General features: G+C 67.3%; 15 protein-coding genes. 9 read left to right on the top strand and 6 right to left on the bottom strand.

Going from position 1 to position 19,152, the window contains the following annotated elements; all coding sequences use genetic code 11:
• Position 1: 1 nt before the first annotated feature.
• From rnpA to G370_RS0100210, 5 genes are all read left to right on the top strand, one after another.
• Positions 2 to 496 carry a ribonuclease P protein component gene (gene rnpA, locus G370_RS01000000120545; RefSeq protein ID WP_019658796.1) on the top strand — a complete coding sequence of 165 codons (495 nt, stop codon included), beginning with the start codon at positions 2 to 4 and terminating at the stop codon, positions 494 to 496.
• Positions 496 to 2,211 carry a membrane protein insertase YidC gene (gene yidC / locus G370_RS0100225; RefSeq protein ID WP_019658795.1) on the top strand — a complete coding sequence of 572 codons (1,716 nt, stop codon included), beginning with the start codon at positions 496 to 498 and terminating at the stop codon, positions 2,209 to 2,211. Before rnpA ends, yidC begins: the two co-directional genes overlap by 1 nt.
• Before the next feature lie 115 nt (positions 2,212 to 2,326).
• On the top strand, positions 2,327 to 4,999 hold the full coding sequence (locus G370_RS0100220; RefSeq protein ID WP_019658794.1) for a polysaccharide deacetylase family protein: 2,673 nt from the start codon (positions 2,327 to 2,329) through the stop codon (positions 4,997 to 4,999).
• A gap of 3 nt (positions 5,000 to 5,002) precedes the next feature.
• Positions 5,003 to 6,352, top strand: coding sequence for a tRNA uridine-5-carboxymethylaminomethyl(34) synthesis GTPase MnmE (gene mnmE, locus G370_RS0100215; RefSeq protein WP_019658793.1), 1,350 nt, complete (start codon positions 5,003 to 5,005; stop codon positions 6,350 to 6,352).
• Positions 6,353 to 6,489: 137 nt separating this feature from the next.
• The gene (locus tag G370_RS0100210; RefSeq protein ID WP_019658792.1) at positions 6,490 to 7,596 is read left to right on the top strand and encodes a glycerophosphodiester phosphodiesterase; all 1,107 of its coding nucleotides are present in this window, start codon (positions 6,490 to 6,492) and stop codon (positions 7,594 to 7,596) included.
• An 87-nt stretch (positions 7,597 to 7,683) separates the two neighbouring features.
• On the opposite strand, the gene G370_RS0100205 is transcribed toward G370_RS0100210, so the two are convergent.
• Positions 7,684 to 8,454 carry a rhomboid family intramembrane serine protease gene (locus tag G370_RS0100205; RefSeq protein WP_019658791.1) on the bottom strand — a complete coding sequence of 257 codons (771 nt, stop codon included), beginning with the start codon at positions 8,452 to 8,454 and terminating at the stop codon, positions 7,684 to 7,686.
• 93 nt (positions 8,455 to 8,547) lie between these two features.
• On the bottom strand, positions 8,548 to 9,510 hold the full coding sequence (locus G370_RS0100200; RefSeq protein WP_019658790.1) for a TerC family protein: 963 nt from the start codon (positions 9,508 to 9,510) through the stop codon (positions 8,548 to 8,550).
• Positions 9,511 to 9,803: 293 nt separating this feature from the next.
• On the opposite strand from G370_RS0100200, the gene G370_RS0100195 reads away from it, so the two are divergent.
• Together G370_RS0100195 and G370_RS0100190 are read left to right on the top strand one after the other, a co-directional pair.
• The gene (locus tag G370_RS0100195; protein WP_019658789.1) at positions 9,804 to 10,973 is read left to right on the top strand and encodes a class I SAM-dependent rRNA methyltransferase; all 1,170 of its coding nucleotides are present in this window, start codon (positions 9,804 to 9,806) and stop codon (positions 10,971 to 10,973) included.
• A gap of 135 nt (positions 10,974 to 11,108) precedes the next feature.
• On the top strand, positions 11,109 to 12,350 hold the full coding sequence (locus tag G370_RS0100190; protein ID WP_019658788.1) for a dipeptidase: 1,242 nt from the start codon (positions 11,109 to 11,111) through the stop codon (positions 12,348 to 12,350).
• 49 nt (positions 12,351 to 12,399) lie between these two features.
• Here the strand turns inward: G370_RS0100190 and G370_RS0100185 are convergent, their stop codons facing one another.
• The 3 genes from G370_RS0100185 to G370_RS0100170 all read right to left on the bottom strand — a co-directional run bounded on the left by G370_RS0100185 (position 12,400) and on the right by G370_RS0100170 (position 15,647).
• Complete coding sequence (locus tag G370_RS0100185) at positions 12,400 to 13,827, bottom strand: amino acid permease (protein WP_019658787.1); 1,428 nt, start codon at positions 13,825 to 13,827, stop codon at positions 12,400 to 12,402.
• Between the two features lie 204 nt (positions 13,828 to 14,031).
• Positions 14,032 to 14,661 (bottom strand): leucine efflux protein LeuE, encoded by a 630-nt coding sequence (gene leuE / locus G370_RS0100175; protein WP_019658785.1) that lies wholly within the window; start codon positions 14,659 to 14,661, stop codon positions 14,032 to 14,034.
• A gap of 14 nt (positions 14,662 to 14,675) precedes the next feature.
• On the bottom strand, positions 14,676 to 15,647 hold the full coding sequence (locus G370_RS0100170; RefSeq protein WP_019658784.1) for a LysR family transcriptional regulator: 972 nt from the start codon (positions 15,645 to 15,647) through the stop codon (positions 14,676 to 14,678).
• 91 nt (positions 15,648 to 15,738) lie between these two features.
• On the opposite strand from G370_RS0100170, the gene G370_RS0100165 reads away from it, so the two are divergent.
• Positions 15,739 to 16,746 (top strand): zinc-binding alcohol dehydrogenase family protein, encoded by a 1,008-nt coding sequence (locus tag G370_RS0100165; RefSeq protein ID WP_019658783.1) that lies wholly within the window; start codon positions 15,739 to 15,741, stop codon positions 16,744 to 16,746.
• 153 nt (positions 16,747 to 16,899) lie between these two features.
• Here G370_RS0100165 and G370_RS0100160 read toward each other — a convergent pair whose 3' ends face one another.
• Positions 16,900 to 17,505 (bottom strand): glutathione S-transferase family protein, encoded by a 606-nt coding sequence (locus tag G370_RS0100160; protein ID WP_019658782.1) that lies wholly within the window; start codon positions 17,503 to 17,505, stop codon positions 16,900 to 16,902.
• A 45-nt stretch (positions 17,506 to 17,550) separates the two neighbouring features.
• Between G370_RS0100160 and G370_RS0100155 the strand changes: the two genes are divergently transcribed.
• Positions 17,551 to 19,107, top strand: a complete 1,557-nt coding sequence (locus G370_RS0100155) for a DNA recombination protein RmuC (RefSeq protein ID WP_019658781.1) — start codon at positions 17,551 to 17,553, stop codon at positions 19,105 to 19,107.
• Positions 19,108 to 19,152: the final 45 nt, after the last annotated feature.

The following is a 19,152-nucleotide window of genomic DNA, read 5'->3' as shown; positions in this document are numbered from 1 at the left end:
CATGCCGCACATCGCGGCAGACGCAATCCCTTCGACAGTGAATACTGCAGACCCGCGCAAGCGATTCCCTCGCTCTGCGCGGGTTCGCACGCGTGCCGAATATTCAACGGTCTTCAACGGCGCCCGCCGTGTGTCCGATCCGCTGATGACCCTGCACTGGCTGCCGGCTGACCGGCCGGCCAGGCTGGGTCTGGCGGTTTCCCGCAAGGTCGATCCGAACGCCGTCGGGCGTAACCGGATCAAGCGCGTCCTGCGCGACATCCTGCGTCAGACACGTACCGACATCCAGCCAGGCGACTTTGTCGTCGTGGCTCGTAGTACTGCGCGTTCCGCCAGCAACGACGAGATCCGCCAGGCCTTCCTGCGCCTGCTGCGTCGCCTGCGTGCATTGCCCACGCCGGGCGTGGACGGCACAATGCCGCCGCCTGATGGCATCGCAACTCCTTCTTTGACCGAGCCGGCATCGCGTCCCGGCCCCGCCGAGCCTGTCCGCTGATGAACCAGACCCGCGTATTCCTCATTTTTGCCTGGCTGATGGTGGCCGTGCTGCTGTGGATGGAGTGGAGCCGTGAAAACGCTGCTCCGACCCCGGCACCAACCACCACGTCGGCCCCGGCCGCCGCACAGAGTGTTCCGGGCGCGAACCCCGGCGCCATCCCCAGCGCCCAGGTGCCGGGCGCCCCCGGCCAGGCCGCCGCACAGGCCCAGGCCAGCGCTACCCCGGCCAGCCAGCGCGTGACGGTCACCACCGACGTGCTGCGCCTGGTGCTCGACGGCGGCCGCGTGCTCGACGCCGAGCTGCTGCAGTTCCCGCAGACCAAGGACGAAGGCAGTCCGCCGGTCCGCCTGCTGACCGAAGACCCCGCCCACCCGTACAGCGCGATCAGTGGCTGGGCCAGCGAAGACAAGAACACCCCGGTTCCCGGCGCCGACGGCTTCAAGCTGGTGGGTGACACCACCGACTTCGTGCTGGCCAAGGGCCAGAACGAGCTGCAGATCCCGTTCGTGTGGACCGCCGACAACGGCGTGACCATCAAGCGCACCCTGACCGTCTCGCGCAACGAGTACGCCGTGCGCTTCAAGGACGAAGTCAGCAACGCCGGCACCGCGCCGTGGAACGGCTACGTCTACCGCACCCTGGACCGCACCCCGACCATTCTGTCGCGGAGCATGACCAACCCGGATTCCTTCAGCTTCAACGGTGCCACCTGGTACGACAATGACAAGAAGTACCAGCGTCGTGCGTTCAAGGACTACCTGGAAGACGGCACGCTGAACCAGAACATCACCGGCGGCTGGCTGGCGATGCTGCAGCACCACTTCTTCACCGCCTGGATCCCGCAGAAGGACCAGACCGCACACTACGTGCTGTCGCAGGTGGCCGGTCGTGACCTGATCGAAGCGCGTGGCCCGGCCTTCACCGTGGCGCCGGGCCAGTCGACCAGCACCGAAGCCCGCCTGTGGGTCGGCCCGAAGCTGGTCAACCTGATCGCCAAGGAAGATGTGCCGGGCCTGGACCGCGTGGTCGACTACAGCCGCTTCTCGATGATGGCGGTGATCGGCCAGGGCCTGTTCTGGGTGTTGAACCAGGTGCACAAGCTGGTCGGCAACTGGGGCTGGGCGATCGTCGGGCTGGTGGTGCTGCTGAAGCTGGTGCTGTACCCGCTGTCGGCAACCCAGTACAAGAGCGGCGCCAAGATGCGCCGCTTCCAGCCGCGCATCGCGCAGCTGAAGGAACGCTATGGCGATGACCGCCAGAAGTTCCAGACCGCGATGATGGAGCTGTACAAGAAGGAAAAGATCAATCCGATGGGCGGCTGCCTGCCGATCCTCATCCAGATGCCGATCTTCTTCGCCCTGTACTGGGTGCTGGTGGAATCGGTCGAACTGCGCCAGGCGCCCTGGTTCGGCTGGATCCAGGACCTGACCGCACGCGACCCGTACTTCATCCTGCCGGTCATCAACGTGGCAGTGATGTGGTTCACCCAGAAGCTGACCCCGGCACCGGGCATGGACCCGATGCAGCAGAAGATGATGCAGTTCATGCCGCTGGTGTTCGGCGTCATGATGGCCTTCATGCCGTCCGGCCTGGTCCTGTACTGGGTGGTCAACGGCGGCCTGGGCCTGCTGCAGCAGTGGTGGATGACCAAGCGCCATGGCGGCGAGCCGGTCCCGGCCACCACCGCTCCGGCCCCGGTCAAGAAGAAGTAATCGGTAGAGCCGGCCGCTGGCCGGCTGACCCCAGCAAAAGCCCGCCGCAAGGCGGGCTTTTCGCATGCGGCGTTAGAATCGCCGGCACACCGTTCCTCCCACCTTCGAGTCCGCCATGCCGCGTGCGTCGTCGTTCCGCCTGTTCCTGCCCTCGCTGTTGTTGACCCTGGTTGTTGCCGGCTGCGGCGACAAGGACGCGAAGGCGCCGGCGACCACCGTCACCCAGGCGAGCGCGCAGGCCGCGGCCGCCGCCGATCCCGCGGCCGCACCGTTGTTGGCGGCCCTGCAGAAACAGCTCGACGGCTACCGCCGGATCATCGTGCTGCTGGCCGACGAGGAACATCAGTCGGCCGCCGACCGCGGTACCTCCACGCGCGTGGGCCAGCAGCTGTTCCACGATGGCCTGGAACAGCGCACGGCGATCGCCGCGCAGTTCGACACCCTGCTGCGCGGCTCCAGCCCGCAGCGCTTCGCCACCCTCGGCACCGTGCTGGACTACATCGAGTCGGCGCCGGAACTGTTCGACGCCGACCGCCTGGCCTTCCGCGAAGTACTGCGTGATCTGCATGAGCGCGTCGGCACCGATTCGTCGCTGCCGGCGGTGAAGCTGCACCAGCGCATCGGTGAGGATCTGGAAGCGCTCGATGAGATCGAGCGCAACTACAACCAGGAACTGACCCGCATCTTCAGCCGCTTCGAGCGCACCCGCGCCATCGAGCTGAAGCGCGAGAAGTGGGAGGACTACATCGCCCACCTGCACAAGGACTACAGCCGCGAAGCGATCCTGCGCGACTACGGCGTGATCGAGCCGTACCCGATGTCGATGAAGGACAGCGACCGCGAGATCTTCGGCCGCGACCTGCCGGCCAAGACCGTGGTGCTGACTTTCGACGACGGTCCGCACAAGGCCTATACCGATGAAGTGGTGGCCATCCTCAAGCGCTATGACGTGCCGGGTGTCTTCTTCGAAGTGGGCCGCAACCTGGGCAAGGTCGAGGCCGACGGCAAGGTCAGCCTCGGCCCGATGGCGAAGATCAGCCGCAACCTGATGGAAGAAGGCTATGCGGTCGGCAACCACAGCCTGACCCACGCCCAACTGTCGCGCACCACCGGTGACGCGCTGCGCCAGCAGGTGCTCGACACCGACACGCTGCTGAAGGATGTCGACAGCAAGCGCGCGCCGCTGTTCCGCTTCCCGTACGGCGCGCGCAACGCCGAAGGCCTGCAGCTGCTCAACGAGGCCGGACTGAAGTCGATCATGTGGAACATCGATTCGATGGACTGGGCCGACCCGGTGCCGGAATCGATCGTGCAGCGCGTGCTGGACCAGGTGAACAAGGAACAGCGCGGCATCATCCTGTTCCACGACATCCACGATCGTGCAGTGAAGGCACTGCCGCAGATCCTCGACCGGCTGATCGCCGATGGCTACCAGTTCGCCGGCTGGAACGGCCGCGACTTCACCGTCGCCCGTGCGCGCAAGGGCGATACCGGTGCCGCGACCGTCACCACCGGCTACGAGAAGTCGTGGGCGATCGTGGTCGGCATCGACAACTACGCCAAGTGGCCGAAGCTGGAATACGCCAGCCACGACGCGCAGGCGGTGGCCGGTACCCTGACCGGGCAGTTCGGCTTCCCGTCCTCGCAGGTGATCGTGCTGAAGAACGAGCAGGCCACCCGCAACAACATCCTGGCCGCCTTCCACGACCGCCTGGCCGATGACCGCACTGGCAGGAACGACCGCGTGTTCGTGTTCTTCGCCGGCCACGGCGCGACCCGCCAGCTCGCCTCAGGGCGCGACCTCGGCTACATCATCCCGGTTGATTCGGACCCGAAGGAATTCGCTACCGATGCCATCGCGATGACCGATATCCAGAACATCGCCGAGAGCATGCAGGCCAAGCACGTGATGTTCGTGATGGATGCCTGCTACAGCGGCCTGGGCCTGACCCGTGGTGGCCCGTCGTCGTCGTCGTTCCTGCGCGAGAATGCCCGCCGCAGCGCGCGGCAGATGCTGACCGCCGGCGGCGCCGACCAGCAGGTGGCCGACGCCGGCCCGAACGGTCACTCGGTGTTTACCTGGGTGCTGCTGCAGGCGCTGGCCGGCAAGGGTGACCTCAACGGCGACGGCCTGATCACCGGTACTGAACTGGCCGCCTACGTGGCGCCGGCCGTCTCGGCCGTTTCGCACCAGACGCCGGCCTTCGGCAGCCTGCCCGGTTCGCAGGGCGGCGAGTTCGTGTTCCAGGTGCCGGACAGCCAGGAATTCCTCAATGCCGATACGCGCCAGCTGACCGCCGATGCAATCGCACTGAACAACAAGGTGGATGCCGCCAGCGAGGCCAAGGGCAGCCAGGCGCCGGTGACGGTGGCTGACCTGCAGGGCGGCAAGGCCAAGCTGGTAGTGCCCTCCGCCGGCCCGGCGTCCGACCGCCAGCGCGCGCAGCAGGCCAACGACCGTGGCCTGCAGCTGTACCGCGAGAAGCAGTACGACGAGGCAGTCGCGCAGTTCACCGAAGCACTGAAGCTGCGTCCGGACTTTGCCCAGGCCGCCAACAACCTCGGTTTCGTCTACTACCGCCAGCAGCGCTATGCCGAAGCGGCGCGCTGGCTGGAGAACACGCTGAAGATCGACCCATCGCGCGCCGTGGCCTATCTCAACCTGGGTGATGCCTACTTCAACGCCGGCGACAAGGCCAAGGCGAAGCAGGCCTACACCACCTACCTGGCGCTGCAGCCGCAGGGCAGCGGTGCCGCGCAGGCACGCACGCAGCTGGAGAAGCTCTGAGCCATGAACGACGCGATCCGCACCGACACCATTGTGGCCATCGCCAGTGCCCCCGGCGCCGGCGGTGTCGGCCTGTTGCGCCTGTCCGGTCCGCGCGCTGCGGCGATTGCCAATGCGCTGGGGGCGCCCGCGCTGCGGCCGCGCCACGCGCACTACGCGCGCCTGCGTGATGCCGACGGCGAGGTCATCGACGATGGCATCGTGCTGTGGTTCCCGGCACCGAACAGCTTCACCGGCGAAGAGGTGGTGGAACTGCAGGGCCATGGCAGCCCGGTGCTGCTGCAGCAGCTGGTCGCGCGCTGCATCGCGCTCGGTGCGCGCCAGGCGCGGCCGGGTGAGTTCAGCGAACGCGCGTTCCTCAACGGCAAGCTCGACCTGGCCCAGGCTGAGGCCATCGCTGACCTGATCGCCGCCGGCGACAACCGTGCCGCACGCGCTGCACGACGCTCGCTGGATGGCGTGTTCTCGCGCCGCATCGAGGCCGTGTTCGAGCAGCTGGTCACGCTGCGCATCCACGTGGAAGCGGCCATCGACTTCGCCGACGAACCGCTGGATACGCTCGGTGGCGCACAGGTGCGGCGCGGGCTGGAACAGGCGCGCAGCGACTTGGCCCTGCTGCGCCGCGATGCCGAACGCGGTCGCCGCCTGCGCGATGGCCTGCACGCGGTGCTGATCGGTCCGCCCAATGCCGGAAAGAGCTCATTGCTCAATGCGCTGGCCGGCAGTGAACGCGCCATCGTCACCGACATCGCCGGCACCACCCGCGACACGCTTCGCGAGACCATCCGCCTGGACGGGCTGGAACTGACCCTGGTCGATACCGCTGGCCTGCGCGACGGCGGCGACGCCATCGAACGCGAAGGCATGCGCCGCGCCCATGTGGAGATCGAGCGAACCGACCTGGCCCTGATCGTCTTGGACGCGCGCGATCCGGCGGCGGGTGAAGCGGCGCTGGGCGAGGCCGTGGCAGCGGTGCCACACAAGGTCTACATCCACAACAAGTCGGACCTGCTGGATGCGCTGCCGATGCTGGACGACCCGGACCGTGTGTTCGTCTCGGCTGCGACCGGTGCCGGCCTGGAGGATCTGCACGCGCGCCTGCGTTTGATCGCTTCGGCCGGGGCAGGGGAGCAGGCGGATGGCGAGTTCTCCGCGCGCGCGCGGCATGTGGATGCAATCGAGCGTGCGCAGGAGCACGCGCAGCGCGCCGATGGCGAGCTGGCGCAGGAGCACCTGGAACTGGCTGCTGAGGAACTACGGCTGGCGCATGACGCGCTGGGCGAGATCACCGGGCAGATGAGTGCCGATGACCTGCTGGGAAGGATCTTCTCCAGTTTCTGCATCGGCAAGTAACTGTAGAGCCGAGCCCATGCTCGGCTGCTCTACCCGTCAGCCGAGCATGGGCTCGGCTCTACAGGTGCGGGCTTCCCCCACCTGTCACATTGCCGCCGCATACTGGCGCCCATCACATACCGCTTGGGGAAGTCGCAGTGAAGTCGTGGGGTTGTGCGTTGCTGTTGTCGCTGGCCGTGGCACCATCGGTGGCCATGAGTGCTGAATCCTCCACCCCGGCCACGCCCAAGGTGTCGGTCTATGGCCATCGCGGGGCGAGCGCGTTGCTGCCCGAGCACACCCTGGCCGCCTATGCGCAGGCGATCGCCGATGGCGCCGACTACATCGAGCCGGACCTGGTGATGACCAGGGACGGAATGATGGTGGCCCGCCACGAGAACGAGATCAGCGGCACCACTGATGTGGCCTCGCATCCGGAGTTCGCCAGCCGCCGCACCAGCAAGGTCATCGACGGGCAGAAGGTCGACGGCTGGTTCACCGAAGACTTCACCCTGGCCGAGCTGAAGACCCTGTACGCGCGCGAGCGCCTGCCGGAACTGCGCAGCACCGCCTATGACGGCCAGTTCCGCATCGCCAGCCTGGACGAGATCCTCGCATTCCTTGTCCAGCAGGCCGGGCGTGCCAACCGTGGCATCGGCCTGGTGCCGGAGATCAAGCACCCGACCTACTTCCAGTCGATCGGCCTGCCGATGGAAGACAAGCTCCTGACCGCGCTGCGTGGCAATGCCTATACCAACGTCGGCCCGGTCACCATCCAGTCGTTCGAGACCGCCAACCTGCGCTACCTGCGCGGCAAGATCCCGCGCGGCAGCAACATCCGCCTGCTGCAACTGCTGTGGAAGGGCGGCACCCAGCCGGCCGACATCGCCAAGGCCGGTGGCACGCTCACCTACGCGCAGATGATGACCCCGGCCGGACTGAAGGACATCGCCAGCTACGCCGACGGCATCGGCCCGGAACTGCGCTCGATCATTCCGCTGGATGCCAAGGGCGCGCTGAGCACTCCGACCACGCTGGTACAGGACGCACATGCAGTGGGGCTGATGGTGATTCCGTACACCTTCCGTCCGGAGAACCACTTCCAGGCCAGCAACCTGCGCAAGGGCGCCGACACCGCGCGCAATCCCGAAGGTTCGATTGCCGAGATGCACGCCTATCTGGCGACCGGCATCGATGCGTTCTTCACCGATGATCCGGCGCTGGGCCGGCAGGCGGTGGATGGCATGGGTGCGGCCGGGAACTGACGCTGCAACGCGTCGCCGGGCATGGCCCGGCGCTACCCCGGACGCCCACACACGGTAGCGCCGGGCCATGCCCGGCGGCCCCTCGCTTCAACCGCGCGGTTCGTCCGGCCGGCGGAAAGGAATCACCACGTAGTCCTGGCCCTCGCGCGGCTGCCACAGCACCGGCACGCGCTGTGGCGACGGCGGCTCCAGCTCGTCGTCGGCCAGCGGTTCTGCCTCGTCTTCTTCGTCTTCCCAGCTGTAGCGCGGGCGCGGCGGCAGCGGGTCGGCGTTGCGGAACAGCAGCGCGGCGATGATGCCGGCGAAGGCGCCGCCCATGTGCGACTGCCAGGACACGCCATCGGCGTGTGGCAGGATGGTCATCAGCATGCCGCCGTAGAACAGCATGCCGATCAGGCCGGTGGCGATGGCCGTGCGGTCGCGGCGCAGCAGGCCCAGGCTGGCCAGCAGGAACATCAGGCCGTGGGTCACGCCGCTGGCGCCCAGGTGCACGCTGCCCGGATTGCCCAGCATCCACGCGCCGATGCCCGAGCCCAGCCACAGCAGGGGCAGGGCGCGTACGGTTGCTTTCGGGTAGACACTTCCAGCCAGCGTGCCCAGGATCAGGAGCGCGATGCTGTTGGCGGCGATATGCTCGACCGAGGCATGCAGCATCGGCCCACCGATCAGGCCAAGCAGGCCCTTGGCTTCCAGCGGTGCGACCGCCCACGGCCGCCAGTCGAAGGTGCCCTGCAGGGCGAACACGGCCACCAGCACCAGCACAGCGGCAAGGCTGAGATTGAACGCCCGCAGGATGCGCGAGCGGTCATCGCGAGGGGCCGGCACGTCGCCGGCGGGCAGGGGCGCGTTGTTGTCCATACCTCAGCAATGGCGGTGACTGGCGCGAAACCAAGGCCACCGCTGCGGGAGAGTGGGTGCGGCCGGCGGGACAATCCCGCCGGCCGGCCATGATCAGGCGTGGCCGGAGCCTTCCTTCGGCGGGTACTTCAGGCTCAGTACCACGGTGGCGGCGATGATGACCGCGACCACGCCCAGCGACACCGGGGTCGGGATCTTGAACAGGTCGATGATCATCATCTTGATGCCGATGAAGCCCAGCACCAGCGCCAGGCCATACGGCAGCAGGTGGAAGCGGTCGGCCATGCCGGCCAGCAGGAAGAACATCGCGCGCAGGCCCAGCACCGCGAACACGTTGGAGGTGAGCACGATGAACGGGTCGGTGGTGATCGCGAAGATCGCCGGGATGCTGTCCACCGCGAAGATCACGTCGGTGACCGCGATCAGGATCAGCACCGCGAACAGCGGGGTGAACCAGCGCACGCCGTCGCGCTTCACGCTCAGCGCGTTGCCGGCGTAGTCGGGCAGCAGGCGCAGGTGCTTGCGCATCCAGCGCAGGGCCGGGTTGGTCTCCAGGTCCGGCTCCTGGCCGGCGGCAAACCACATCTTCCAACCGGTGAAGAGCAGGAAAGCACCGAATACGTAGAGCAGCCAATGGAACTGGCTGATCAGCACGCTGCCGGCGAAGATCATGATCGTACGCAGCACGATCGCACCCAGGATGCCGATGATCAGCACCTTCTGGCGCTGCTCATCCGGCACCGCGAAGTAGCTCATGATCATCAGGAACACGAAGATGTTGTCGACCGCGAGCGCCTTCTCGACCAAGTAGCCGGTCAGGAATTCGAGGCCGACCTTGTTCGCTACCACCTGGCCGGCGGTCTCATTCAGGTAGTACCAGAGGCCGGCATTGAACAGCAGGGCCAGCGCGACCCAGCCGATGGACCACCACAGGGCCTCCTTGAAGGTGACCTTGTGCGGTCCACCATGGCGCATCAACACGAGGTCGACCAGCAGGGCGATGACCACCACCGCTGCGAAGCCGCCCCACAACCACACGTTACCGATCGTCTGCATTGGGAATGTCCGTTGGAAAGATGAATGCCAAGCCGGACGGCGAGGATCTGCAACGGAGGATCGGGAGGGGGATCCAGGGACAGAGCTTCGCCAGTACGGCGAAGGTCTCGCTCGCAGTTCCAGTCGGCTGGAACTGCCGTTGCACCGGAGCCTGCGGGCTCGAAATGACGGCGACAACGTCTGGGAGCTACTCCCCTTCTGCTGCCGATTCTGCGGCCTGGCCGGGCCGCCGTCAAATGCCGCGCCGGGCCCTGGATTTCCGGCCCCCGGTGCCCCCCGGCTACAATGACCGGATGAATACCCCCCTTCCGATTGTCCGCCTCAAGAATGCGTGGCGTTCCAGCCACCCGTGGATCTTCCAGAAACTGGTCGAGAAGCCGACCGTCCGGCCCAAGCCCGGTTCCATCGTCGACGTGGTCGGCATCGATGGCGAGTTCATTGGCCGCGGGTTCTACAACGGGCACTCGCGCATTGCCGTGCGCATCCTTGAGACCGACCAGAACGTGCCGGTCGATGCCGGCTGGTTCTCGCGCAAGATCGCCCAGGCGGTGTCGCTGCGCCGTGAGGTGCTGAAGCTCGACGCGGTCTCCGACGCCTGGCGCGTGGTGCACAGCGAAGGCGACGGCCTGTCCGGCCTGGTGGTGGATCGCTACGGCGACCTGGTGGTGGTCGAGTTCTTCGCCGCCGGCATGTTCCGCCACCGCGAATGGATCTACGACGCCCTGCGCGAGCAGTTCCCGGGCTGCCGTTTCCACAGCTTCGCCGACGAACACGTGCAGAAGCAGGAGAGCTTCGACTTCCACGGCAACACCACCACCGAAGCGGCGGTGATCACCGAGTACGGCATCAAGTTCCGCGCCGACCCGGCCGGTGCACACAAGACCGGCTTCTTCGCCGACCAGCGCGAGAACCGCGAGTGGCTGAGCCAGCAGGTGGAAGGCAAGAGCGTTCTGGACCTGTGCTGCAACACCGGTGGCTTCGCCGTGTACGCAGCAGCGCGTGGCGCCTCGGAAGTGGTCGGCATCGACATTGATGAGGACGTCATCCAGATCGCCAAGGGCAATTCGCGCCTGAACAACGTGCGCCCGAAGTTCATCCAGTCCGATATCTTCCCGTGGCTGCGCGACGCCGCCAACCGCGGGGAGCAGTACGACGTGGTGATCCTGGACCCGGCGAAGATGACCCGCGACCGCGACCAGGTCATCACCGCACTGAAGAAGTACCTGGACATGAACAAGCTGGCGCTTGGCGTGGTGAAGCCGGGCGGCCTGTTCGCCACGTTTTCCTGCACCGGCCTGGTGGCCGAGGACCAGTTCCTCGACATGCTGCGCCGCGCGGCCTATTTCTCCGGCCGCACGATCCAGATCCTGAAGGTCGCCGGCGCCGGCCCGGACCATCCGTTCATGGCCCACGTGCAGGAATCGCGTTACCTCAAGGCCGTGTTCTGCCGCGTGGTGGATTGACCGCGTGACTGCCGATCTCTGTAGAGCCGAGCCCACGCTCGGCTGATCTGTCTGGCAGCCGAGCCCATGCCCGGCGCTACAAAACGGCGGGCCACAGCGCTATGGTCGGGCTCTTCCCAACACCGGTGAGAGCCCATGCCATCGTTGCGCCACCTGTCCTTCGTGCTTGCCGTGGCGCTGTGCGCGCCACTGTCCGCCCACGCCATCGAGTTCAGCACGCAGGAGCTGGCCCGCGCCAAGGCCCTGCAGCAGCGCCTGGTCACCCTCGACAGCCATCTGGATACGCCGGCCAATTTCGGCCGCACCGGCTTCGACATCGAACAGCGCCACGACCGCAACGCACTCTCGCAGGTGGACTACCCGCGCATGGTCGAAGGCGCGCTGGACGGCGGGTTCTGGGCGATCTACACCGACCAGGGCGACCGCAGCCCCGCCGCTCACCTGGCCGAACGTGACCACGGGTTGCAGCGGTTGCTGGAAATACGCGAGATGCTGGCCGCCAACCCCGAGCGGTTCGCGCTGGCACTGACCGCCGATGACGCGGCGCGGATCAAGGCGGCCGGCAAGCGTGTGGTCTACATCAGCATGGAAAACGCCAGCCCGCTGGTGGCCGATCCCAGCCTGCTCTCGTTCTACCACCGCGCCGGCCTGCGCCTGCTCAGCACCGTGCACTTTGCCAACAACGAGTTCGCCGATTCGGCCACCGATCCCAAGGGTGCGGAATGGAAAGGACTTAGCCCGGCCGGCAAGGAGCTGGTGCGGCAGGCGGTGAAGCTGGGCATCGTGATCGACCAGTCACATGCATCGGATGCGGTGTTCGACGATCTGCTGGCAATGATGCCGGTACCATTCGTGCTGTCGCACAGCTCGGCCAAGGCGGTCTACGACCACCCGCGCAATCTTGACGACGCGCGCCTGCGCAAGCTGGCCAAAGCCGGCGGCGTGATCCAGGTGAACGCCTATGGCGGCTACCTGATCGACACCGCGAAGACGCCCGAGCGCAAACAGGCCGAGGAAGCGCTGAGCAAGCAGCTGGGCGGCTGGGAAGGCATGGGCATCGAACAAGGCGTTGCCCTGCTGAAGGCCGAACAGGCACTGGACCACGAGCACCCGGTGCGGCACGCCAGCCTGGACGACTTCTTCGCCCACTTCGACCACATCCTCACGGTGGTCGGCCCTGAGCACGCGGGCATCGGCCTGGACTGGGATGGTGGTGGCGGACTGAGTGACCTGCCCGATGTCAGCCAGCTGCCGAAGATCACCGCGTGGCTGCTGCGCAAGGGCTATACCGAGAAGCAGATCGCCGGCATCTGGGGCGGCAACCTGCTGCGGGTGATGCGCCAGGCGCAGGACTACGCCGCAAAGCAGGGCGGTTGAAACGCCCTGCGGTGGTGCCGGCCAGCGGCCGGCACTACCGGTGATCGGTCTATTTCGCGATCAGCGCATGGCGTCGGCTGTACAGCAGGTACAGCACCAGGCCGGCCACGTTCCACAACAGGAAGTACAGCTGGGTGGTGTGCGGCAGGCTGATGAACAGGTAGATGCAACCCAGCGCGGCCAGCGGGCCAACCACGAAGGCCAGCGGCGTCCGGAACGTGCGCGCGCGGTCCGGCTCGCGCAGCCGCAGCACCACCAGGCAGATGCCTACCGCAGTGAACGCGGCCAGGGTACCGGCGTTGGCCAGTGCGGCAATCTCGTCCAGGCGCGCCACGCCGGCCAGCGCGGAAACCACGACCGCAGTGAACAGCGTGGTTGCCACCGGCGTGCCGGTACGTGCGTTCACCTTGGACAGGCGACGCGGCAGCAGGCCGTCGCGGCTCATCACGAAGAAGATGCGGCTCTGGCCGTACAGGAAGGCCAACAGCACGGTCGGCAGGGCGATGATCGCGATCACGCCGATCACCATCGCCGCGGTCGGATGGCCCAGCTGGCGCATGATCAGGGCCAGCGGCTCGGCGCTGTGGCCGAACACCGCGTAGCTCATCGCACCCACGGCGGCCAGCGCCACCAGCACGTAGACGATGGTGCAGCCGATCATCGAACCGATGATGCCGATCGACAGGTCGCGGCCCGGGTTCTTGGTTTCCTCGGCGGCGGTGGAGATCGCATCGAAGCCGTAGAAGGCGAAGAAGATGATCGCCGCTGCCGCCATCACGCCGTGCTCGACGCCATCGGGGCCCATCGACTTGGCGAAGCCGTACGGCATGAACGGCTGCAGGTTGGCGCTGTCGAACGCGGGCAGGGCCACGGCCACGAAGATGGCCAGCGCGATCAGCTTGAACACCACCAGGATCGCGTTGAGTGTGGCGCTTTCCTTGGTGCCGGCCATCAGCATGCCGGCCACCAGCCAGGTGATGATGATCGCCGGCAGGTTGATCATGCCGCCTTCCACGTGCGGGCCGGCCGCCAGCCAGGCCGGCAGGTGCACGTTCCAGCCGAACTGGGTGTGGACCCATTCGAGGAAGCCGACGAAGTAGCCGGACCAGCCCACCGCCACCGTACTCACCACCAGCGAGTACTCCAGGATCAGGCTCCAGCCCACCACCCAGGCGAACACCTCGCCCAGCGCACTGTAGCTGTAGGTGTAGGCACTGCCGGCGGCCGGCATCATCGTCGACAGCTCGGCGTAGGACAGCGCCGCACAGGCGCAGACCGCACCGGCGATGGCGAAGGAGATCAGCACGGCCGGGCCGGCCAGGTTGGCACCCACGCCGATCAGCGTATAGATGCCGGTACCGACGATGGCGCCGATGCCCAGCGCGATCAGGTGCGGCCAGCTGAGCGTCGGGATCAGGCGCCTGCCGGCTTCGTGGACGGTGACGGAATCTAGGGACTTGCGCCGGAACAGGGACATGCAGGCCTCGGAAGGGGTGACTTAGAACGACAAGTTCCCGAGTGTGACCGAACGCAGCGCAGCATTACCACTGACGGGGGTCATGATTGCCGGCGCGCGCGCTGCACCGCGACCAGACTGCCGGAATCGGCATAAAGCAGGCCGGGGCGCCAGAGGCGGTGCCGGCGAACAGCAGGGCCAGGCCGAGCAGCGGCAGCCGCCCGTTCATCCGTTCAACCCCAGCCGGATGCCGAACCCCACCAGGAACAGGCCGGCCACGCGGCGCAGCGCATCGCTGATCCGCGGGTGCTGGATCAACCGGCGACGGGCCAGGTTGCCCACGCCGATCAGCATCGAGCAGTAGGCGATACTTAGCACCAGGATGATGCCGGCCAGCGCGGCGAAGGTGGCGATGCCCTGCTGTGCCTTCGGATCGATGAACAACGGCAGGAAGGCCATGTAGAACAGGATCGCCTTCGGATTGAGCAGGCTGACCAGGATCGCCTGCTGGAAATAGCGGCCGGGCTGCATGCGGATCGGGCCAGCGTCGCCACCCTCGTGCTTGGGCGTGCGCAGCAGGCTGATGCCCACCCACACCAGGTAGGCCGCACCCAGGTACTGCACGGCGTGGAACACCAGCGGGTTCGCCTTGAGCAGTGCGGCCACGCCGGCCAGCGCCAGCCACATCAGGATCTGGTCGCCGACCAGCAGGCCGGCCAATGCGGTGTAGCCGCCACGCACGCCGCCACGGCCAGTGGCGGTCAGCAGGGTGAAGGTGCCGGGGCCGGGCAGGGCGAGAAACACCAGCACGGCGACCAGAAACGTCCACAGGTCCTGGATGCCCATCCACGGCATGGCGGTGTTCTCTCTTACGCGGGGCCGCCATTGTCGGCCAGCACCACGGCGGAGGACAGGGGGCCGGTGGGGCCAACCGGCATGCCAGACAGCAGCGGTTGCAGGTGCTGGCGCAGCTGCGCGTGCAGCTGCCGCACCGCGGGTGAGAACTGCTTGCGGTGCGGGCACACCAGCTGCAACGGGATGTCGCTGCCAACACCGCCCAGCAGCAGCTGCAGGCGCCCGGCCAGAACGTCCTCGCGAAGGTCCAGCCAGGACTTGTAGGTGATGCCTTCGCCGGCCACGGCCCAGCGCCTTACAACATCGGCGTCGTCGCAGACCAGGGGGCCGCGCACGGCAACCACGGTACGACGCCCATCGACGTCGAAAGACCAGCGATCGTAGGCACGACCGCTGAGCTGGTAGACCAGGCAATCGTGCTCACGCAGATCTTCCAGGCGCGTGGGCGTGCCACGCCGCTGCAGGTAATCGGGCGAGGCGGCCAACACGCGGCGGTTGCCTTCCAGCAGGGGCAGGGCGACGTAGTTGGCGTCGTCGAAGTGGCCGATGCGGATGGCCACGTCGACCGGGTCGCGGAACACATCGGCCACTTCATCGGACAGGCGCAGGTGCAGGCGCAGCCGGGGATGGGCCGCGCGGAACGCGCTCAGCCAGGGCAGCAGCAGGTTGCGGCCCAAGTCCGACGGCGCCGACAGCTGCAGGGTGCCGTGCAGTTCGGCGTCCTCGGCCTGCACGCGCGCCTGGCCCTCGCGCAGGGTGGCCAGCACGTCCTGTGCGTAGGGCAGGTACAGCGCGCCCTCGCCGGTCAGGCGCAGGCTGCGGGTGGTGCGCACGAACAGGCGCAGGTCCAGCTCGCGTTCCAGCCGCGCCACTGCCGCGGCGACCTGCCCCGGCAGCAGGTCGGCCTCGCGGGCCGCTTGCGAAAAGCTGCCCAGCGCAGCAGTGCGGACGAACAGCTGCAGATCGTCGAAGCGGATCATCTTCATCGCCAGAGTGAAAGTGCTGCCCGATTCTGCGCCTTTCTGCGAGACCGCGTGCGGCGCAACCTGTCGCCTCCTCCCCCACTGGACCGCTGCCATGCGCGCCATTGCCTACACCCAAGCCGGCCTGCCGATCGATGATCCCCAGGCCCTGATCGACCTCGAACTGGAGTTGCCGCAGCCCGGCCCGCGCGACCTGCGCGTGGCGGTGCGCGCGGTGGCGGTGAACCCCGTCGACACCAAGGTCCGCCGAGGCGTGGCCACCGACGGCCCGCGCGTGCTGGGCTGGGATGCGGTCGGCATCGTCGATGCGGTGGGCAGCGAGGTGACCCTGTTCCAGCCCGGCGATGCGGTCTACTACGCTGGCGTCATTGATCGCCCGGGCAGCAATGCCCAGTACCAGTTGGTGGACGAACGCAGCGTCGGCCGCAAGCCGGCCAGCCTCGATGACGCCGCTGCCGCCGCACTGCCGCTGACCGCGATCACCGCCTGGGAGCTGCTGTTCGACCGCCTGCGCATTCCCGAGGACGGGGGCGAAGGCCAGACCCTGCTGGTGATCGGCGCTGCCGGTGGTGTCGGCTCGATCCTGGTGCAGTTGGCGCGGAAGCTCACCAGGCTGACCGTGATCGGCACCGCTTCGCGTCCGGATACCCAGGACTGGGTCTACGCGATGGGCGCGCACCACGTGATCGACCACAGCCTGCCGCTGGCCGAGGGCCTGGCACGGCTCGGCATCAGCGAGGTGCAGCACGTGGCCAGCCTGACCCATTCCGACCAGCACTACGCGCAGATCGTGGAGCTGCTGGCGCCGCAAGGGCAGTTCGGCCTGATCGATGACCCGGGCCAGGTGGATGTGATGGCGCTCAAGCGCAAGGCGTTGTCACTGCACTGGGAATCGATGTTCACCCGCCCGCTGTACCGGACGGCGGACATGCAGCGCCAGCACGACCTGTTGAACCGGGTGGCCGAGCTGGTCGACACCGGCGTGCTGCAGACCACCCTGGGCGAGCACTTCGGGCGCATCGACGCGGCCAACCTGCGCCGCGCCCACGCGCTGCTGGAAAGCCACCGCGCCAAGGGCAAGATCGTGCTGGAAGGCTGGTAAGGCTCCTGTAGAGCCGAGCCCACGCTCGGCTGCCGTTCGCGCGTGGGCGTCAGCCGAGCATAGGCTCGGCTCTACGGAGCTTCATCCACACATGGCGTGGATCAGCCGTGTCGACCAGGGTCGGCACCTACCTACAGCTGCGGAAACCACCGCTCACGCCACGCCGTTGTCGACGTGTTCGGCGAAACCGGGCTGCTCTCGCAGGCGCTCGAACCATGCGACGAGGTGGGGCAGCGCGGGCTTGCTGCCCGGCGTGCTGCGCCAGCGTTGGGTCGACAGCCCCAGCACGATATCTGCAAGGGTGAAGGTGCTGCCCGCCACATAGGCATCGGTGGCGGCCAGCTGGGCTTCAAGCACACCCATCAGCCGGTTCCACTGCGCCAGGCTGGCCTCGGCGCGGGCATCGTCCGGATGGTCCGGATGCTGGCGCACGCGCGCCATGAACACGTGGCGCCAGGCACTGTTGAGATCGCTGGCCTGCCAGTCCATCCACTGCTCCACCCGCGCACGGGCCTGCGCCGCACGTGGCAGCAGATCCTCGCGTCCAGCGCGCGCGGCAAGGTAGCGGCAGATGCTGTTGGATTCCCACAGCACGAAGTCGCCATCGCGCAGCACCGGCACCTGCCGGTTGGGGTTCAGCGTGGCCAGCAGATCAGGTGGGGGGACCGGCTCGTGATGCAGGGGCAGATCCAGCCCCGCGCACAGCCACAGTACCTTGCGCACGTTGATGGAAGTGGGCTTTCCGTATAGAGCGGGCATGGTCCTGACGCAGCAGCTGAGACTCGGCCAGCCTACACTTGCCCCATGCAAACCGAATACCTGCTCATTGCCGGCCTTCTATTGGCCGTGCTCATCCTGCAACTGGTCGCCCTGCTGCGCCGTCCGCCGCATGACCGCCTGGAACAGGCCGTGCGCGAGGAGGCCCGCGCCGGGCGCAGCGAACTGCGCGAACAGCTCGATGGCTTCGCCCGCGCGCTGACCGATCTGTCCACCCGCACCGATCAGCGCCTGGACCTGCTGCGCGAAGCGCTGGGCGAAGATGCCCGCAAAGCCCGCGCTGAAGTGGCCGACAGCCAGCAGCGCGGCGCAGCGTTGATGGGGCAGCGGCTGCAGGAACTGCGCGGCCAGCTGGAGACCTTCGGCCAGCAGCAGGAGGCACGCATCCATGCGTTTGGCCAGCAGCTGCAGGAGCTCACTGCGCGCACCGATACCCAGCTCGGGGCACTGCGCCAGACCCTGGTGGACGATGCACGCAAGGGCCGCGAGGAGGGCGCGCAGTCGCAGCAGCGCCTGACCGACAGTCTGGGCCTGCGCCTGCAGGAACTGACCCAGCGCAACGAGCAGCGCATCGCCGAGATGCGTGCCACGCTGGAGGAACAGCTGCGCGCGCTGCAGAACGACAACGCCCAGAAGCTGGAGCAGATGCGCCACACCGTGGACGAGAAGCTGCAGTCGACGCTGGAAACGCGGCTGGGCAACTCCTTCAAGCTGGTCTCCGAGCGCCTGGAACAGGTGCAGCGTGGCCTCGGCGAGATGCAGCAGCTGGCCACCGGCGTGGGCGACCTCAAGCGCGTGCTGACCAACGTCAAGAACCGCGGCAGCTGGGGCGAAGTGCAGCTGGAGAACATCCTCGAGCAGACACTCACCCAGGAGCAGTACGCGCGTGCGGTGAGGGTGCGCCCGGATAGTGGCGAGATGGTCGATATCGCCGTGCGCCTGCCGGGCCGCAGCAGCGACGACACGCCGGTGTGGCTGCCGATCGACTCCAAGTTCCCGCGCGAGGATTACGAGCGCCTGCTGGACGCACAGGAACAGGGCGATGCCGAGGGCGTGCGCCTGCAGGGCATCCAGCTGGAGCGCGCGGTGCGCGTGCAGGCCAAGTCGATCTGCGACAAGTACATCGTGCCACCGCACACCACGGACTTCGCGGTGATGTTCCTGCCCACCGAAGGCCTGTATGCCGAGGTGATCCGGCGCCCGGGCCTGGTCGACCTGCTGCAGCGCGAGCACCGTGTGGTGGTGGCCGGACCGACCACGGTCACCGCGTTGCTCAACAGCCTGCAGATGGGCTTCCGCACCCTGGCCATTGAAAAGCGATCCAGCGAAGTGTGGGGCCTGCTGGGTGCGGTCAAGAGCGAGTTCGGGAAGTTCGCCGGCATCCTGGAAAAGGCTGAGAAGCAGATCACTACCGTTGGCCGCAGCATCGGGGAGGCCAGCCGCAAGACCCGTACCATCGAACGCCGCCTGCGTGGCGTGGAGTCGCTGGCGTCCGAACAGGCGCAGTCGCTGCTCGGCGACCTGGCCGAGGGTGATGCGGTGGCCGAGGAGGAAGGCAGTGACGGCGAGGGCGACGAGGCCTGAGCCACACTGACACGCCGCCTGCATCGCCGATGGGTATGCTGGCGG

Source organism: Stenotrophomonas hibiscicola ATCC 19867, from assembly GCF_000382065.1.
Lineage (GTDB): Bacteria > Pseudomonadota > Gammaproteobacteria > Xanthomonadales > Xanthomonadaceae > Stenotrophomonas > Stenotrophomonas hibiscicola.
The sequence above is the reverse complement of the archived record's forward strand: the minus strand, read 5'-3'. Positions and strand labels throughout refer to the sequence as shown.

Bases quoted from the DNA above. Each gene is read 5' to 3' on its own strand.
- rnpA (WP_019658796.1), top strand. From the start codon at position 2: ATGCCGCACATCGCGGCAGACGCAATCCCTTCGACAGTGAATACTGCA.
- yidC (WP_019658795.1), top strand. From the start codon at position 496: ATGAACCAGACCCGCGTATTCCTCATTTTTGCCTGGCTGATGGTGGCC.
- G370_RS0100220 (WP_019658794.1), top strand. From the start codon at position 2,327: ATGCCGCGTGCGTCGTCGTTCCGCCTGTTCCTGCCCTCGCTGTTGTTG.
- mnmE (WP_019658793.1), top strand. From the start codon at position 5,003: ATGAACGACGCGATCCGCACCGACACCATTGTGGCCATCGCCAGTGCC.
- G370_RS0100205 (WP_019658791.1), bottom strand. From the start codon at position 8,454: ATGGACAACAACGCGCCCCTGCCCGCCGGCGACGTGCCGGCCCCTCGC.
- G370_RS0100200 (WP_019658790.1), bottom strand. From the start codon at position 9,510: ATGCAGACGATCGGTAACGTGTGGTTGTGGGGCGGCTTCGCAGCGGTG.
- G370_RS0100195 (WP_019658789.1), top strand. From the start codon at position 9,804: ATGAATACCCCCCTTCCGATTGTCCGCCTCAAGAATGCGTGGCGTTCC.
- G370_RS0100190 (WP_019658788.1), top strand. From the start codon at position 11,109: ATGCCATCGTTGCGCCACCTGTCCTTCGTGCTTGCCGTGGCGCTGTGC.
- G370_RS0100185 (WP_019658787.1), bottom strand. From the start codon at position 13,827: ATGTCCCTGTTCCGGCGCAAGTCCCTAGATTCCGTCACCGTCCACGAA.
- leuE (WP_019658785.1), bottom strand. From the start codon at position 14,661: ATGCCGTGGATGGGCATCCAGGACCTGTGGACGTTTCTGGTCGCCGTG.
- G370_RS0100170 (WP_019658784.1), bottom strand. From the start codon at position 15,647: ATGAAGATGATCCGCTTCGACGATCTGCAGCTGTTCGTCCGCACTGCT.
- G370_RS0100165 (WP_019658783.1), top strand. From the start codon at position 15,739: ATGCGCGCCATTGCCTACACCCAAGCCGGCCTGCCGATCGATGATCCC.
- G370_RS0100160 (WP_019658782.1), bottom strand. From the start codon at position 17,505: ATGCCCGCTCTATACGGAAAGCCCACTTCCATCAACGTGCGCAAGGTA.
- G370_RS0100155 (WP_019658781.1), top strand. From the start codon at position 17,551: ATGCAAACCGAATACCTGCTCATTGCCGGCCTTCTATTGGCCGTGCTC.